Source organism: Dyella ginsengisoli LA-4 (assembly GCF_000334915.1).
GTDB classification, from domain to species: Bacteria; Pseudomonadota; Gammaproteobacteria; order Xanthomonadales; family Rhodanobacteraceae; genus Dyella_A; species Dyella_A ginsengisoli_A.
Window position 1 is genome coordinate 1 of sequence record NZ_AMSF01000085.1, and the last position, 14,541, is coordinate 14,541.

Annotated in this window: 18 protein-coding genes and 1 pseudogene; 9 read left to right on the top strand and 10 right to left on the bottom strand. The window is 68.6% G+C overall.

What is annotated here, in order from left to right; genetic code table 11:
• The 4 genes and pseudogenes from C693_RS22150 to C693_RS0117845 form a co-directional block, all read right to left on the bottom strand.
• A pseudogene (locus C693_RS22150) lies at positions 1-545 on the bottom strand (ATP-binding protein); the annotation flags it as partial.
• A gap of 13 nt (positions 546-558) precedes the next feature.
• Positions 559-1,140 carry a hypothetical protein gene (locus C693_RS0117835; protein ID WP_017463643.1) on the bottom strand — a complete coding sequence of 194 codons (582 nt, stop codon included), beginning with the start codon at positions 1,138-1,140 and terminating at the stop codon, positions 559-561.
• A complete protein-coding gene (gene pdsR, locus C693_RS0117840) occupies positions 1,128-1,817 on the bottom strand; it encodes a proteobacterial dedicated sortase system response regulator (RefSeq protein ID WP_017463644.1) in 690 nt (229 codons plus the stop codon). The genes C693_RS0117835 and pdsR overlap by 13 nt, the downstream gene beginning before the upstream one ends.
• Before the next feature lie 129 nt (positions 1,818-1,946).
• The gene (locus C693_RS0117845; protein ID WP_017463645.1) at positions 1,947-2,711 is read right to left on the bottom strand and encodes a hypothetical protein; all 765 of its coding nucleotides are present in this window, start codon (positions 2,709-2,711) and stop codon (positions 1,947-1,949) included.
• Between the two features lie 318 nt (positions 2,712-3,029).
• On the opposite strand from C693_RS0117845, the gene C693_RS24405 reads away from it, so the two are divergent.
• The gene (locus C693_RS24405) at positions 3,030-3,152 is read left to right on the top strand and encodes a hypothetical protein (RefSeq protein WP_017463647.1); all 123 of its coding nucleotides are present in this window, start codon (positions 3,030-3,032) and stop codon (positions 3,150-3,152) included.
• A gap of 247 nt (positions 3,153-3,399) precedes the next feature.
• Here C693_RS24405 and rpe read toward each other — a convergent pair whose 3' ends face one another.
• The 3 genes from rpe to C693_RS0117870 all read right to left on the bottom strand — a co-directional run bounded on the left by rpe (position 3,400) and on the right by C693_RS0117870 (position 5,280).
• Positions 3,400-4,068: a ribulose-phosphate 3-epimerase gene (gene rpe / locus C693_RS0117860; RefSeq protein ID WP_017463648.1), complete on the bottom strand. Its 669-nt coding sequence runs from the start codon at positions 4,066-4,068 to the stop codon at positions 3,400-3,402.
• A 97-nt stretch (positions 4,069-4,165) separates the two neighbouring features.
• Positions 4,166-4,969, bottom strand: coding sequence for a co-chaperone DjlA (gene djlA, locus C693_RS0117865; RefSeq protein WP_017463649.1), 804 nt, complete (start codon positions 4,967-4,969; stop codon positions 4,166-4,168).
• Positions 4,966-5,280 (bottom strand): c-type cytochrome, encoded by a 315-nt coding sequence (locus C693_RS0117870; RefSeq protein WP_026107529.1) that lies wholly within the window; start codon positions 5,278-5,280, stop codon positions 4,966-4,968. The genes djlA and C693_RS0117870 overlap by 4 nt, the downstream gene beginning before the upstream one ends.
• 107 nt (positions 5,281-5,387) lie before the next feature.
• Here C693_RS0117870 and C693_RS0117875 point away from each other — a divergent pair, with 107 nt between their 5' ends.
• Genes C693_RS0117875 through C693_RS0117885 form a run of 3 tightly spaced genes read left to right on the top strand, consistent with a single transcriptional unit; the run spans position 5,388 to position 7,178 of the window.
• Entirely contained in the window at positions 5,388-6,284 is an 897-nt protein-coding gene (locus tag C693_RS0117875; protein ID WP_017463651.1) for a phosphoribosylaminoimidazolesuccinocarboxamide synthase, read from the top strand.
• A 22-nt stretch (positions 6,285-6,306) separates the two neighbouring features.
• The gene (locus tag C693_RS0117880) at positions 6,307-6,777 is read left to right on the top strand and encodes a DUF962 domain-containing protein (RefSeq protein ID WP_017463652.1); all 471 of its coding nucleotides are present in this window, start codon (positions 6,307-6,309) and stop codon (positions 6,775-6,777) included.
• Positions 6,774-7,178 (top strand): hypothetical protein, encoded by a 405-nt coding sequence (locus tag C693_RS0117885; protein WP_017463653.1) that lies wholly within the window; start codon positions 6,774-6,776, stop codon positions 7,176-7,178. Before C693_RS0117880 ends, C693_RS0117885 begins: the two co-directional genes overlap by 4 nt.
• 19 nt (positions 7,179-7,197) lie before the next feature.
• On the opposite strand, the gene C693_RS22155 is transcribed toward C693_RS0117885, so the two are convergent.
• Positions 7,198-7,593 (bottom strand): hypothetical protein, encoded by a 396-nt coding sequence (locus tag C693_RS22155; protein WP_157798660.1) that lies wholly within the window; start codon positions 7,591-7,593, stop codon positions 7,198-7,200.
• A gap of 118 nt (positions 7,594-7,711) precedes the next feature.
• Complete coding sequence (locus C693_RS0117895) at positions 7,712-9,049, bottom strand: APC family permease (protein ID WP_017463655.1); 1,338 nt, start codon at positions 9,047-9,049, stop codon at positions 7,712-7,714.
• Positions 9,050-9,179: 130 nt separating this feature from the next.
• Between C693_RS0117895 and C693_RS0117900 the strand changes: the two genes are divergently transcribed.
• From C693_RS0117900 to C693_RS0117920, 5 genes are all read left to right on the top strand, one after another.
• Positions 9,180-10,157, top strand: coding sequence for a YbhN family protein (locus tag C693_RS0117900; protein ID WP_017463656.1), 978 nt, complete (start codon positions 9,180-9,182; stop codon positions 10,155-10,157).
• 22 nt (positions 10,158-10,179) lie between these two features.
• Positions 10,180-11,262 (top strand): DNA polymerase IV, encoded by a 1,083-nt coding sequence (dinB, locus tag C693_RS0117905; RefSeq protein ID WP_017463657.1) that lies wholly within the window; start codon positions 10,180-10,182, stop codon positions 11,260-11,262.
• Positions 11,263-11,320: 58 nt separating this feature from the next.
• Entirely contained in the window at positions 11,321-11,776 is a 456-nt protein-coding gene (locus C693_RS0117910) for a MarR family winged helix-turn-helix transcriptional regulator (RefSeq protein ID WP_100243742.1), read from the top strand.
• A gap of 95 nt (positions 11,777-11,871) precedes the next feature.
• The gene (locus C693_RS0117915) at positions 11,872-12,297 is read left to right on the top strand and encodes an organic hydroperoxide resistance protein (RefSeq protein WP_017463659.1); all 426 of its coding nucleotides are present in this window, start codon (positions 11,872-11,874) and stop codon (positions 12,295-12,297) included.
• A 99-nt stretch (positions 12,298-12,396) separates the two neighbouring features.
• Entirely contained in the window at positions 12,397-12,708 is a 312-nt protein-coding gene (locus tag C693_RS0117920; RefSeq protein WP_052329418.1) for a GIY-YIG nuclease family protein, read from the top strand.
• 46 nt (positions 12,709-12,754) lie between these two features.
• Here the strand turns inward: C693_RS0117920 and lpdA are convergent, their stop codons facing one another.
• A complete protein-coding gene (gene lpdA / locus C693_RS0117925) occupies positions 12,755-14,530 on the bottom strand; it encodes a dihydrolipoyl dehydrogenase (protein WP_017463661.1) in 1,776 nt (591 codons plus the stop codon).
• Positions 14,531-14,541 lie beyond the last annotated feature (11 nt).

Below are 14,541 nucleotides of genomic sequence, written 5' to 3' on the forward strand. Positions count from 1 at the left end.
CCGTCCCCCTGCCACTGCGCGCCGAGCGAATCCGGCAGTCCCGCCACCGGCGGGTCGAGCGCTCTGGCGGTCACCGACCCGGGGCCGGAACTGGCCAGCAGGTAGCGCCGTTGCAGATCGCCGCGCGACAGCGTCAGCACCACGTGATCGGCGCGCAGCACCAGCGGATCATCCACGTCGGCGCGGGTGCGCCGGCTGTCGCGCACATCGAGCCACAGGTAGAGACCGCTCGCATCCTGCGCCAGCAGAAGCTTGCCGCGCGCGCCCACTGGCTGGCTCCAGGGAGTGAGCGGCGCCCAGTCGTCGCCGTAGCCGTCGACGGTGATCGGGGTCTGCACCGGCTGCACGTACCAGGCTCGATCACCCTCGGGCAGCCCGGCACCCGCGACCGCAAGGCTGCGCGCCACCGCGCGAGCGGAAGCGGTGAGCGCCTGCGCCTGACCATCGCGCAACAGGTTCTCCATCTGCCGCACGTACAGCCAGCCGGCCACCGGCAGCGCCAGGGTGCAGAGGGCAACCAGCAACAGCTTGCGGCGAAGCGTCATGCCTGGTGCATGATCAGTGTTTGGCCGCCGCCGGCGGCGTCGCCCCGCGCCGGTAGACGGTGCTGCGGACCACCGCCAGCAGCTCGTCCAGCAGTGCACGGCGCTGACCATCGCTGGCGGCCAGCGTCATCGACCAGCTGAAACGGATACCGGAGGCCTTTCCCGGGTCGCAGAACACGACCATGTCGTCGAGGCGGTCGCTGCCTTCGTAGACGTTCGCCGCACAGCGCATCGACGGATGCGCGATCGGCAGGGTGAGCGCCCGACCCGCCGGATCGCGGCGCAGGTAGCCGGATCGATCGGCCGCCAGTTCGTCGTCCAGCGACGCCAGCTTGGCGGGCCACGCGTTGAGCACCATCACCCGCTGCGGCTCGCCGCTCCATTCACCGCGATACACCACCGCGGCCACGCCGATGGCGCGGGCATAGGTGCAGCAGTCAGCCGTCCAACCGTCCGGGGACCGTGCCGTGAGGGTCCAGGCGGGCGTGGCGCCATCGGCCTGTCCACTGGCCACGACCGGTTCGCCGGCGAGTGCCGGGCCAGCCAGGAGCAAGGCGACCGCCAGCACGAGCCACCAGCGCCTCACGGCTTCCATCGATAGCCCACGCCATGCACGGTTTCGATCGCGTCGAACTCCGGCGCCACCGCGACGAACTTCTTGCGGATGCGCTTGATGTGCGAAGTGATGGTGGCGTCATCCACCACCAGTTCGGCCTCGCGCATGAGCTGGTCGCGGTTCTTCACGTGGCCGGGGAAGCGCACCAGCGTGTGCACCATCCAGAACTCGGTGACGGTGAGCGGAATTTCCTCGCCGTTCCAGGTGATGCGCATGCGCTCGGACTCGAGCTTCAGCGGGCCGTGCTCGATCACCGTCTCGCTCGCCGCCGGCGCCTGCAGCGAGGCGATACGGCGGAACAGCGCGGCGATGCGCGCCGCGAGCTGATGCAGGCTGGTGTCCTTGCTGAGGTAATCGTCGGCCCCCAGCCGCAGCCCGGAGATCACGTCGAAATCCGAATCACGCGCGGTGAGGAAGATGATCGGCAGCGTGTCCGACTTGGCGCGCAGCTCGCGGCACAGGTCGAAGCCACCCTCGGGCTCATCGCCCAGGCCGATGTCGATGATCACCAGCTCCGGCAGGCGCATCGCGAAGGCGCTCGATGCCTCCTGCCGCGAGCCGTAGCCGCGGGTGTCGTAGCCGAAGCGGTTCAGCGCCTCGACGTAGTTGGCGCGAATGAGCGGTTCGTCCTCGACGATGGCGACGCTGCGTCCCATGGCAGTTTCCCTGTGCAATCCGGTTCGTGGTGGCGCGCAGCGTGCATGGCGGCCTCGCCTTGCGCAAGACGCATACCCGCACCTGCCACGGCTTAGCCACAGAACGGAAACCGTTTCGCCGCTTCCGGCCTACTTGCCAGGTGCAGACACCCGCTGGGCGTCGCCGACCGTAACACGTCCGACCCACCCTTCGAGCAGGCGATCCGCATAGCGGTCGAGCCGGACGAGCACCTGATCCACCGGTTGTGCCGACGGGCAGAGCACGGTAACCGAAGGGTCCTTCAGTGGATGCAGCGGTGGGACCTTTTCACCGGTGATCCCGTCAATGCATACCTTCTCGTCGAAGCCCGCCTGGCTGGTCAGATCGGACCGCTCGTGGCGATAGTGCCTTTCGGCTCTCCGCGCCGCCGTGGCATCGCCGTAGACAGGCATCATCGCCTGCAAAAGATGCCGCGCCTGCCCCTGCTCCTGCACCGATGCCTGCTTCGCGGCCGAACGGTACACCGCGAGATAGAAGGGCGTATCCCTCTCGCTGGCCAGTTGCAGGTAGGCCAGCCCGAGCGGGCGATTGAGCTGGCCGGCATCGCCCTTGAAATAGCCCACGCCAAGCAGGAATTGCGCCCGCTTGTTGCCCCACCGGGCGGCGTCATCGAGCATCTCCCTGGCGCGCGCGAATTTCCCTGCGGCCAGATCCCTCACGCCGACGCAGTAGTAGTACTCACCCGGCACATAGCGCTCCAGACCCTGCGGGCAGTTCGCCCTGGCCACATCAGCCAGCGGCATCCGGTTGCCCGCGCCGGCTTGACCGGGCTGAACGGCGGGGGCCGCCATCGCGGCATGAAACATGACCACGGCGGACACCGCCAGCACCACGATACGGGCTCGAACATTCATCCAGAACTCCCTTTCCCTGGGTTCCGCCCGTTCTCCGGGCGCAATGCGCGGCACTGGCTGCCCGGGCGCGGCTTTCCCGTTGCCGGACATACCGGGCTCGCACCAGCCGATGCCCGCAACTTGCCATGTTTTGAGCACCGCCGCATCAGACCGGCGCGCTGAGATGCACCCAGGCGCTACCGGGATCACCGACATGAAGAAGTTCGAAGACGCACAGGAAAACAACGAGCTGCAGGGCTTCGAGCCGCTGCGCGTGGTTTTGGCCATCGGCGGGCTCGCGCTCGGGCTGTTGATGGCGCTGCACTGAGGAGATCCATCATGTCCCATTTCGACCACTGGCTCGACAGCTTTGCCACGGACGGCTCGCCACTCCCGGCCGCGCAGGGATGCGCGATGGGAGACCAGAGGCAGGAGCCCGATCCGGACTGGCACCCGCTCTGACCCGCCCTTCATGGACGTTCCTCTTGCTCCCCTCGATGAGGGGAGCTTTTTTTTGGCTGCAGAAAGATGAACGGGCAGGAACCAATGGGCGCCGCGCCGATCCAATCCGGTGGATGCGCGTCGCGCCAAGCCGTGGAACGCTTCCGCCTGGCCAACCGGCGGGCGGTAGCGCGGCGCCCATCCAGGTGATCTCCCTGAACGCGTCCCGCGACGCTTTTCCCGGTGCCCCGGCACCGGGATTTCTTTTTCAGCCGATCGCGGCGCGCATGGCCGAGATCGCGGCGGCGTAGTCGGGGGCATTGAAGATCGCCGAGCCGGCGACGAAGGTGTCCGCGCCAGCCGCGGCGATGGCCCCGATATTGTCCGCGCTGACGCCGCCGTCGACCTCCAGCCGGATCGCGCGGCCGCTGTCGTCGATGCGACGGCGCACCTCGCGCAGCTTGTCCAGCGCCGAGGGGATGAACTTCTGTCCGCCGAAGCCCGGGTTCACCGACATCAGCAGCACGAAGTCGAGCTTGTCCAGCACGTGGTCGAGCCAGTTCAGCGGCGTAGCCGGGTTGAACACCAGGCCGGCCTGGCAGCCCGCGTCCCGGATCAGGCCGATGGTGCGGTCGACGTGCTCGCTGGCTTCCGGATGGAAGCTGATCGAATCGGCGCCGGCCTTGGCGAAATCCGGCACGATGCGGTCGACCGGCTTGACCATCAGGTGCACGTCGATGTGCGCGCTGATGCCGTAGTCGCGCAGCGCCTTGAGCACCATCGGCCCCATCGTCAGGTTGGGCACGTAATGGTTGTCCATCACGTCGAAATGCACCCAGTCGCCGCCGGCGGCGAGCACCCTGGCAGTGTCCTCACCGAGCCGGGCGAAATCGGCCGAGAGGATGGAGGGGGCGATGATCGGGGACTGCTTGCTCATGGAACGGACCTCAGTAGGAGCGCACCGCGTGCGCGACCGATATTGCGACGTACCGGAAATGCATTGCTTTCGCGCGCTGGGGCGCTCCTGCACGCAATTACTTGAAACCCTTCTCCGCCTTGACCCGCTCGTAGGCCGCGTTGATCTCGCTGGCCCGCGTTTCGGCCTGCTTGCGCATGTCTTCGGGCAGGTCGCCGAGGCGGTCCGGGTGGTGCTCGGAAATCAGCTTTCGGTAGGCACGCTTGATCGCCCGCTCGTCGGCGTCGCGGGAAATGCCGAGTACGGCATAGGGGTCGGGGCCACGATTGCTACGCTGGGGGGGAACGTAGCCGCCGCCACCGTGCCCCCCGCGCGGGCCGCCACCCGTGGCGTTCCAGGCGTAACCCTTCATCGCCATCAGCGCCATCAACTCCATGTCGCTGACGCGCATGGCGAAGGCGAGCTGGCGCAGGATCGCCATTTTCTCCGGTGGCGGATTGCCTTCGGCCAGCACCGTCTCGATCACCACGTCGAGCACCGGGAAGGCGTGGTCACGGCGCAGGCCCACCCAGTCTCGCAGCTCGTGGATCGAGCGGGTCACGTCGAATTCCGGCGCCTTGCCGCGGTTGAAGCTGGCGATGGCCTCCTGGCGCTTGCCCTGCTCGAGGCCCATGCGGGTCATCAGGCGCTCGGCAATGGCGATCTCTGCCTCCGAAACGCGGCCGTCACTCTTGGCCACCGCACCGAGCAGCTCGAACAACGGACGAATGAATCCACCGGCCTCCGGCACCGCGCTGCGGCGCTGGCTGTAGCGCATGTTGTCGAGCACGAAGCCGATCAGCGCGCCGACGATCGCACCCGGCAGGCCGTGGCCCAGGAACAGGCCGACCACCGCGAGCCAGAACGTGTAGGTGTAACTCATGGACGCGGCGCCACCGGCGTCTGCGCGCTGTACCAGCGGGCGAGCTGGTCCAGTTCCTCGTCGCTGATCGGGCCGATGGCGGCCTTCATCAGCGCCACGTTGCGGCGCCCATCGCGGTACTGCCGCAGCGCCTCGCGCAGGTAGTCCAGACGCTGGCCGGCGAGGTTCGGGGCACCCGGTATCTGCGCCATGCCATGTTCGCCGTGGCAGGCAGCGCAAAGCCCGAGGCGGGCGGGTTTCGGGGGCATTTCGGCCCGGAGCGGCGCTGCGACGGCAGCCAGGCTCAGCGCCACGATCAGGACGTTTCGCATCGGCAACACATGGGGTTGGAGACGCATCAGTCTAGCAGCCGGCCGCGCGGTGCAACCCGGCGCACCCGTTACACTATGCCGCGCCCGCCTCACCCCGGAACCGAACCGTGCCCACCACCCTGTCCCAATCGAACCTGCCCGGCCTGGAACTGATCCACCGCGGCAAGGTGCGCGACGTCTACGCCCTGCCCGGCCAGCGCCTGCTGATCGTGGCCACCGACCGCCTGTCGGCGTTCGACGTGGTGCTGCCGGACCCGATTCCGGGCAAGGGCGAGATGCTCACCCAGATCTCCAACTTCTGGTTCGGCAAGACCGCCCACCTGGTGCCCAACCACCTGCTGGACGTGCCGCTGGCCGACGTGCTGCCCGCCGGCACCGACCTGGCGCTGTACGCCAAGCGTGCGGTGGTCACCCGCCGCCTGAAGCCGGTGCCGGTGGAGGCGATCGCCCGCGGTTACCTGATCGGCTCGGGCTGGAAGGATTACCAGCGCACCGGCACGGTCTGCGGCATTGCCCTGCCGCCGGGCCTGAAGCAGGCGCAGCAGCTGCCCGAGCCGATCTTCACCCCGTCGACCAAGGCCGCCGTGGGCGACCACGACGAGAATGTCAGCTTCGACGCCGTGGTCGACGCGGTCGGCCGCGAGCTGGCCGAAAAGGTGCGCGACGCGACGCTGGCGATCTACCGCTGGGCCGCCGCCTACGCGGCCGAGCGCGGCATCATCCTGGCCGACACCAAGCTGGAATTCGGCACCGACGGGGACGGCAAGCTGTACGTGATGGACGAGATGCTCACGCCCGACTCCTCGCGCTACTGGCCGGCCGACCAGTACCAGGTGGGCATCAGCCCGCCCAGCTACGACAAGCAGTTCGTCCGCGACTACCTGGAGACGCTGGACTGGAACAAGACCGCGCCGGGCCCGCACGTGCCACCGGAAGTGATCGCAGGTACCTCGGCCAAGTACGCCGAGGCACTGCAGCGACTGGCCGGAATCACCATCGACTGAAGCAACCTGGGGGAGGTACGCCATGCGCACCATGCAGGACTGGCTGGACAGTTACAGCGCCGATCACCAGAACCCGATCAACCAGCGCCTGCACTGGCTCTGCGTACCGCCGATCGTGTGGAGCGTCACGGCACTGCTATGGACGATTCCCGTGCCGGCGCGCTTCCTGCAACCCGGTGCGTGGGCCGTACTGGTCATGGTGGCGGCGTTTGCCTGGTACTGGAAGCGCTCGCATCGACTGGGGATCGCCCTGCTGTTGGCGTTCGCGGCGCTCGCCGTATTCACCGGCTTCCTGTTCGCCCGCCTGGGCCCCGCGAACTTGCGCTGGCTGGCGCTGGCCGTGTTCGTGGTGGCCTGGATCGGACAGTTCGTCGGCCACATGTACGAAGGGCGCCGCCCCAGCTTCCTCACCGACCTGTCCTATCTGCTGGTCGGACCCGCGTGGCTGATGGAAAAACTGCTGCGCCGGATCGGGTTCAGGGCTTCTCCATGACGCTGCTGACCCTGCTGAGCACCCTGGTCTGGTGGGTGCTGTACGGTTCCATCCTCGCCCTCTTCGGCGCCCTGATCGCCTGGCCCGTGTTGCGCTGGATCGAGCGCGCCAACGTAGTGTTCAACCGCGTGTACCTCGCCTGCCTGCTGTGGACGCTGGCCGGCATGGCGATGGTCGCCGGCGTGGCGTTGTACGAGGGCCACGTGCGTCCGCCCTTTGCTCCGCTGCTGGCCTCCGGCGGACTTCGCATCGCCCTGGTGGTGGACATGCTGCTCGGCGCCGCCCTGCTCTGGCGGCTGATCCCGCGCAGCGATGCACGCCGCATCCGGCCGACCAGTGCATGCCTGGCAGTTGCGGCGGTGATGGCGGTGTCCTTCGGCGTCGCCACCAGCCTGGCCTGACCCATCCTCCGGCGCGGCGTCAGCCGTGCACCGATGCCGTGATGCCGCCGAGCATCGTCACCATCGCCACGCCAAGCGCCAGCCCCGCCACGATGCACAGGCCGGTATAGACCAGCTGCACCAGGCTGGCCCTGGCGAAGCCGATGCGCAGTCCTTCGCGCCCCGGCAGCAGCAGGTTGACCATCGCCGCGCCGATCAGGAACTGCACGACCAGTCCGAGCAGACGGCCGTCGCCGGCGATCGCGCGCGCCAGGCCGAGCACCACGGCGGAGGCGCCCGCAGTCAGCAATACCGCCCCGAAGGAGCGCAGCAGCGAAGGCATGTAGCCCATCACCCAGCGGAACGACAACGCCTGCAGGAAGGCCGCGATCAGCAGGCCCAGTCCGATCACCACGAGTACGGCAAGCAGGCTCATGCCCGCGAGGACTCCGAACAAGCTGCCCATTCCACGTTCTCCAAGTGGATGCCACGTACGCCCCGGCCCTGGATCGTGGCTCGCCCAGCGTAGCGCAGAGCTCAGTGGCGACGGAACGTCAGCCGGTGGTCTGTCGCTCCAGCCAGCGCCAGCCATAGAAGGCCGGAACCCCCAGGGCGATGATCAGCAGGCTCATGCCCGCATCGCGCGGCGCATGGATCGAGGTCACCACGATCACGCCAAGCACGGTGCCGACGAACAGCAGCGGCAGCACCGGATAGAACGGCACCCGGTACGGCGACGGCTCCTGCGCCAGATGGCGGCGGTACCAGAACAGCGTGGCGATGCCGAAGGCGTGCGCCAGCCACTCGCCGACCGTGGTGTAGTCCAGCAACTGGCCGAAGCTGCCGGAGAGCGTCAGCACGATCGCCCATGCACCCAGCGTGGCCAGTGCGACCTGGGGAGCCCGGCTGGTGCGGTCGATCCGGCCGACTGCACTGAAGAACATGCCGTCCTTGCCCATGGTCTGAAGCACACGCGCGCCGCCGGCGATGGCGATCGCGCAGTAGCCGAAGGTGGAGCAGGCAATACCCACGGCCATCAGGGTCGCGCCGCTGGGTCCCATCAGGTTGCGCAGGAGGTCGGCCGCCGGCGCGGAGCTGGCGGCCAGACCGGCATGGCCAAGACCGGCCAGATAGGCGAAATTGACCAGCAGGTAGCTGCCCACCACGCCAGCCATGCCCAGGGTGAGGGCCCGCGGCAAGGTGCGCTGTGGCTCGCGCACTTCGCCGGCCAGGTCGTTGAGGTAATGGAAACCGCCGTAGGCGAACAGCACTGGCAGCAACGCGCCGAGAAAGGCTCCCGCCGAGGCCGGGTGCACCGGATCCGCCGCCAACGCGCCGCCGAGGTGGCCCCGGGCCAGGATCAGTCCCACCACCACCAGCAACGCGATCGCGGCCAGCTTGAGCACGGTGAACAGGTTCTGCACCCAGGCGCCGGCGCGGATGCCGAAGAAGTTGATGCCGACGATGAAGGCGATCGCCCCCACCGCCACCGGCTTGATGAAGCCGGCCGGAAAACCCAGCGCGGCGCAAAAATAGTCGGCGAACGTGGTAGCCACGGCAGCCACGCTGCCGGGGTAATTGATCAGTGCCATGGTCCAGCCGAACAGGAACGCCGGCAACTTGCCGAACGCTTCGCGCAGGTAGACATAGGTACCGCCGGCCTGCGGGCGCCGCGCGCCGAGCTCGGCGTAGCGCAGCACCCCGGCGAGAGTCAGCAGGCCGCCGATCCCCCACAGCAGCAGCACCTGCCAGCCTGCCGACGTGCGTTCGGCCACCGTGGCCGGATTGCGGAAGATGCCGGCGCCGATCACGCCGCCGATGACGATCGCGGCGGCATCCCAGGTACCGAGGCGGCGCAGGTAGCTGCCGGATGAGGAATCGTCTTGGGTCACGGGCGCTTCGGGTCGACGGAAGTGCTCCGTAGACTGACACGAAGCGCCGCGTTTGTGGCCTCGTCCGGGGAACGCGACCTTAGAATGGGGCTTTGCCAGCCATGATGGGTGCCATGCCTCGAACCCTGCCATGCCGCTCGCCGGCGCCGCGCCGAACCTTGCCGGCATGAGTCGCTCCTCGCCGCTGTGGGGCCGTCTCTTCTCCGCCACGCTCGCGCTGGGCGTGATCGGCCTCGCCGCGTGGCTGCTGCACCGCTACCTCCACGCGATGCGCTGGCGGGACTTCGCCGCCGCCTGGCAAGCCCTGTCGGCGCGCGCGATCGTGGCCTCGGCTGCCGCCACCTGCGTGAGCTTCGCCATGCTCGCCGCGTTCGAGATGCAGGCGGCGCGGCTGAGTGCGCATGGCCGGGTCTCGCTGCGCCGGGCGGCGTTCGCTGGCGTGGTGTGCAACGCGATCGGCAACATGCTCGGCTTCCACGCCATCACCGCCAGCGCAGTGCGCTATCGGATCTACGGCGCCGTGGGCCTCGGTGCGGGCGATACCGCGCGCATCGTCGGCCTCGCCGGCATGGGGGTGGGGTTGGGCTTCGCCGTGGTGATCACCGGCGCGCTGATCTGGCAGCCGACGATCGTCGACGGTTGGGGCCGCTGGCCGGGACTGGGCCTGGCGCTGGCGCTGGCCGGGCTGCTGGCGTGGCTGGGGCGCTCACCACGTACCTTGCGGCTGTTCGGGTGGACGCTGAAGTTTCCCGACGCGCGCGCAGCCGGGCTGCAGATGGCGATCGGCGGCGTGGAGATGTGTGGCGCCATCGCTGCCCTGCATGTACTGCTGCCGGCGGCCGTCGCGCCGTCGTTCGTCGATTTCCTGCCGGTCTATGTCGCGGCGGTACTGGCCGGACTGGTCAGCCATGCCCCTGGCGGGCTGGGCGTGTTCGAGTCGATCCTGCTGGCAGGGTTTCCCCAGGCGCAGCGGCCGGACGTGCTGGCCGCCATCCTGTGCTACCGGCTGACCTACACGGCGGGACCCTTCGTGCTGGGCAGCCTCGCGTTCGGCGCGTTCGAGTGGCGGTTGCGGCGGCGACGGCGCGCGCAGACGGTCGCTGGCTGACTGCCGCTGCCACGAGGCCACCGTGAACCCGCCGCCCCGCAAGATCCTGCACGTCGACATGGATGCGTTCTACGCCTCGGTCGAGCAGCGCGATGCGCCGGAACTGCGCGGCAAGCCGGTGGTGGTGGCCTGGCGCGGGGCACGCTCGGTGGTGTGTGCGGCCAGCTATGAGGCACGCACCTTCGGCGTGCGCTCGGCGATGCCGGCCGTGCGCGCCGAGCGGCTGTGTCCGCAGGCGATCTTCGTGCCGCCGGATTTCCCGCGTTACAAGGCGGTGTCGCGGCAGATCCGCGAGATCTTCGCCCGGCATACCGACCTGATCGAGCCGCTGTCGCTGGACGAGGCCTATCTCGACGTCACGACGACCAAGACCGGGCTGGGCTCGGCCACCGCGACCGCCGAGGCGATCCGCGCAGCGATCCGCGAGGAAACACGGCTCACGGCCTCGGCCGGCGTGGCGCCGAACAAGTTCCTGGCCAAGATCGCGTCCGACCACCGCAAGCCCGACGGCCTGTTCGTGGTGCGCCCGCACCAGGTCGATGCGTTCCTGCTCCCGCTCAAGGTCGGCCGGCTGCCCGGCGTGGGCAAGGTGATGGAGGCGCGGCTGGCCGAGCTCGGCGTGGAGACCGTGGCGCAGCTGCGCACCCTGCCGCCGGCCGAGATGGAGCAGCGCTTCGGCCGCTGGGGTCGACGCCTGCACGAGTTGTCGCTCGGCATCGACGAGCGTCCGGTGCAGCCGGAGCGGCCAAGCGTGCAGGTGTCCGCCGAGGACACCTTCGAGCAGGACCTGCCGCTCGACGCGCTGGAACCGCACATCCGGCGGCTGGCCGAGAAGACCTGGAGCGGGCACCAGCGCGAGACCGGACGGGTCGCGCGCACGGTGGTGCTCAAGCTCAAGACCGCCCAGTTCCAGACGCTGACCCGCAGCCTGACGCCAGTCGCGCGCCCGGCCTCTGCGCGGGAGCTGGCGGACATCGCCTGCGCGCTGCGTGCGCGCGTCGATCTCCCTGCAGAAACGCGCTACCGGCTGGTGGGGGTGGGGCTGTCCGGGTTCATCGATGCGGACGACGAGGCAACCCAGGCCGACCTGTTCCCCGGAGGCTGAGGGGCGGCGAGCGAAACAGCACTTGCTATTAAATAGCGCGCTATGTATATTGCGGCACATGTCCTCCCGACGCGCCATCGCCATGTCGCCGCTTCAGCTCGATCACCAGCTGTGCTTCTCGCTGTATTCGGCGCAGCTGGCGATGACCAAGGTCTATCGCAAGTTGCTGGCGGAGCTGGAACTGACCTATCCGCAGTACCTGGTGATGCTGGTGCTGTGGGAAGGCGACGGCGTAACCGTGTCGCAGATCGGCGAGCGGCTGTTCCTGGATTCGGCCACGCTCACTCCGCTGCTGAAGCGGCTGGAGGCGGCGGGACTGGTACAGCGCCAGCGCTCCACCAAGGACGAACGCCAGGTGGTGGTCAGCCTCTCCCCGGAAGGCCGTGCGCTGAAGCGCAAGGCTGGCGCAGTGCCCGAGGCCATCTTCTGCGCCACCGGCTGCGAGCTGGACGAGCTGATCGACCTGAAGACCCGGCTCGACCGCCTGCGCGGGCGTCTGGCGCAGAGCGGGTGACCGCTTGCATTTGCCATATATATCGCGCGCTATTTTATAGCTTGCTACTCAAAACCGCAGCATACGCTGCCGCACCCCAGAAAAGGAGAACCATCATGTCCATCGAAAACGTCCTCTATCGCGCCCATGCCAAGGCCACCGGTGGCCGCGACGGCCGCGCCGTGTCGTCCGACAACGTGCTCGACATCAAGCTGACCACGCCGAAGGAACTCGGCGGCGCCGGCGGCGACGGCACCAATCCCGAGCAGCTGTTCGCCGCGGGCTATTCGGCCTGCTTCATCGGCGCGCTGAAGTTCGTCGCCGGCCAGCAGAAGATCGCCCTGCCGGCCAGCACCAGCATCGAGGGCAGCGTCGGCATCGGCCCGATTCCCACCGGCTTCGGTATCGAGGTCGAGCTGAAGATCAGCATCCCGGGCCTGGACCGCGCCGTGGTCGAGGACCTAGTGCAGAAGGCGCATGTCGTCTGCCCCTACTCCAACGCCACCCGCGGCAACATCGACGTCACCCTGACGGTGGTCTGAGGGCATCAGGGACTATCGCGACGGGCACCGGCTGCGCTATGACATCAGGTCATGCGCAGCCGCACCGTCTCCAAAGCTGGACCGACAGCACCCGCCGCAATCGAAGGCTCCGCCGCGCCGACATGGCCGGCACCCGGCCAGTGGTGCCTGTACCTGATCGAGTGTGCCAACGGCGCGTGGTACGCCGGGATCACCAACCACCTGCAGCGCCGCTACGTTGCGCACGCCGCTGGCCGCGGCGCCCGCTACACGCGGGCCAACCCGCCACGGCGACTCCTCGGCTGGTGTCCCCACCCCGATCGCGCCAGCGCGTCCCGCGCCGAGGCGGCGGTCAAGCGGCTGCCGCGCGAGCGCAAGCTGGCCTACCTGCTGCAGTCCTCCACCCAGCCGACGCCGGCAGTCGACGCATGAAAAAAGGCCCGGGAAATCCCGGGCCTTTTCGCGTGCCACATGCGGCCTACTTTTTCTTCTTCGGAATGTACAGGTCGGTGATGGTGCCTTCGTAGGCCTCCGCCGCCATGCCGACCGACTCGCTCAGCGTCGGGTGCGGGTGGATGGTCATGCCGATGTCGCCCGCTTCGGCACCCATTTCGATCGCCAGCGCCACCTCGGAGATCAGGTCGCCCGCGTGCGGGCCGACGATGCCGGCGCCGACCACGCGGTGGGTCGCCTCGTCGAAGATCAGCTTGGTGAAGCCCTCGGTGCGGTCGATGCCGATGGCGCGACCCGACGCCGCCCACGGGAACTTGCCGACGCCCACGTGCAGGCCCTTCTCTTTCGCCTCGCGCTCGGTCACGCCGACCCAGGCGATTTCAGGATCGGTGTAGGCCACCGACGGGATCACCCGCGCGTCGAAGTGGCTCTTCATGCCCGCCACCACCTCGGCGGCCACGCGCGCCTCGTGGGTCGCCTTGTGCGCCAGCATCGGCTGGCCGACCAGGTCGCCGATCGCGAAGATGTGCGGCACATTGGTGCGCATCTGGGTGTCGACGTCGATGAAGCCGCGGTCGGTCACCGCCACGCCGGCCTTCTCCGCGCCGATCTTGCCGCCGTTGGGCGAACGGCCCACGGCAACCAGCACGCGGTCGAACAGCGTGGTTTCGGGGATGCTCTCGCCCTCGTAGCCGATCTCGATGCCCTTCTTGGTCGCCTTGGCCGAGACCACCTTGGTCTTCAGGTGCACGCCCTTGAGCTTCTTGCCCAGGCGCTGCGCCAGCGGCTTGATCAGGTCGGCGTCGGCGCCGGGGATGATCTGGTCCATGAACTCGACCACGGTCACTTCGCTGCCCAGCCCGGAATAGACCGTGGCCATCTCCAGGCCGATGATGCCGCCGCCGACCACCAGCAGCTTTTTCGGCACGTCCTTCAGTTCCAGCGCGCCGGTGGAATCCATGATGCGCTCGTCGTCCCAGGGGAACGCCGGCAGGCGTACCGCCTGTGAACCGGCGGCGATGATCGCGTACTCGAAGCGGATCAGCTTGCTGCCTTCGGCCGTCTGCACTTCCATCTCGTTCGGCGAGATGAAGCTGCCAGTGCCCTGCACCGTGCGCACCTTGCGCTGCTTGGCCATGCCGGCCAGGCCGCCGGTGAGCTTGCCGACCACCTTGGTCTTGAAGTCGCGCAGCTTGTCGATCTCGATGGTCGGCTTGCCGAAGCTGACGCCGTGGGCGGCCATCGCCTCGGCCTCGTCGATCACCGCGGCCGCGTGCAGCAGCGCCTTGGACGGGATGCAGCCGACGTTGAGGCAGACGCCGCCGAGGCTGGCGTAACGCTCGACCAGCACCGTATCCACGTCCAGGTCGGCGGCGCGGAAGGCGGCGGTGTAGCCGCCCGGGCCGGAGCCGAGCACGACCAGCTTGCATTCGATGTCGGGGGTGCGACCGGAGGCGCCGGCGGCGGCCGGGGCCTTTGCCGGAGCGGAAGCGGGAGCGGGGGCGGGAGCCGGAGAAGCCGCAGCCGGAGCGGGCGCCGGAGCGGGTGCGGCGGCCGCGTCGCTCGTCTCCAGCACCAGGATCGATGCTCCCTCGGACACCTCGTCGCCCACCTTGAGCTTGAGTTCCTTCACCACGCCGGCGGCGGTGGCAGGGATCTCCATCGTCGCCTTGTCCGACTCCAGCGTGATCAGGCTCTGGTCCTTGGCGACGCTGTCGCCGACGCTTACCAGCACCTCGATCACCGGCACGTTGTCGTGACCGCCGATGTCGGGGACCTTGATCTCGAGTGTGTTGGCCATGGCGTGTTTCC

Bases quoted from the DNA above. Each gene is read 5' to 3' on its own strand.
- C693_RS0117835 (WP_017463643.1), bottom strand. From the start codon at position 1,140: ATGGAAGCCGTGAGGCGCTGGTGGCTCGTGCTGGCGGTCGCCTTGCTC.
- pdsR (WP_017463644.1), bottom strand. From the start codon at position 1,817: ATGGGACGCAGCGTCGCCATCGTCGAGGACGAACCGCTCATTCGCGCC.
- C693_RS0117845 (WP_017463645.1), bottom strand. From the start codon at position 2,711: ATGAATGTTCGAGCCCGTATCGTGGTGCTGGCGGTGTCCGCCGTGGTC.
- C693_RS24405 (WP_017463647.1), top strand. From the start codon at position 3,030: ATGTCCCATTTCGACCACTGGCTCGACAGCTTTGCCACGGACGGCTCG.
- rpe (WP_017463648.1), bottom strand. From the start codon at position 4,068: ATGAGCAAGCAGTCCCCGATCATCGCCCCCTCCATCCTCTCGGCCGAT.
- djlA (WP_017463649.1), bottom strand. From the start codon at position 4,969: ATGAGTTACACCTACACGTTCTGGCTCGCGGTGGTCGGCCTGTTCCTG.
- C693_RS0117870 (WP_026107529.1), bottom strand. From the start codon at position 5,280: ATGCGAAACGTCCTGATCGTGGCGCTGAGCCTGGCTGCCGTCGCAGCG.
- C693_RS0117880 (WP_017463652.1), top strand. From the start codon at position 6,307: ATGCGCACCATGCAGGACTGGCTGGACAGTTACAGCGCCGATCACCAG.
- C693_RS0117885 (WP_017463653.1), top strand. From the start codon at position 6,774: ATGACGCTGCTGACCCTGCTGAGCACCCTGGTCTGGTGGGTGCTGTAC.
- C693_RS22155 (WP_157798660.1), bottom strand. From the start codon at position 7,593: ATGAGCCTGCTTGCCGTACTCGTGGTGATCGGACTGGGCCTGCTGATC.
- C693_RS0117900 (WP_017463656.1), top strand. From the start codon at position 9,180: ATGCCGCTCGCCGGCGCCGCGCCGAACCTTGCCGGCATGAGTCGCTCC.
- C693_RS0117910 (WP_100243742.1), top strand. From the start codon at position 11,321: ATGTCCTCCCGACGCGCCATCGCCATGTCGCCGCTTCAGCTCGATCAC.
- C693_RS0117915 (WP_017463659.1), top strand. From the start codon at position 11,872: ATGTCCATCGAAAACGTCCTCTATCGCGCCCATGCCAAGGCCACCGGT.
- lpdA (WP_017463661.1), bottom strand. From the start codon at position 14,530: ATGGCCAACACACTCGAGATCAAGGTCCCCGACATCGGCGGTCACGAC.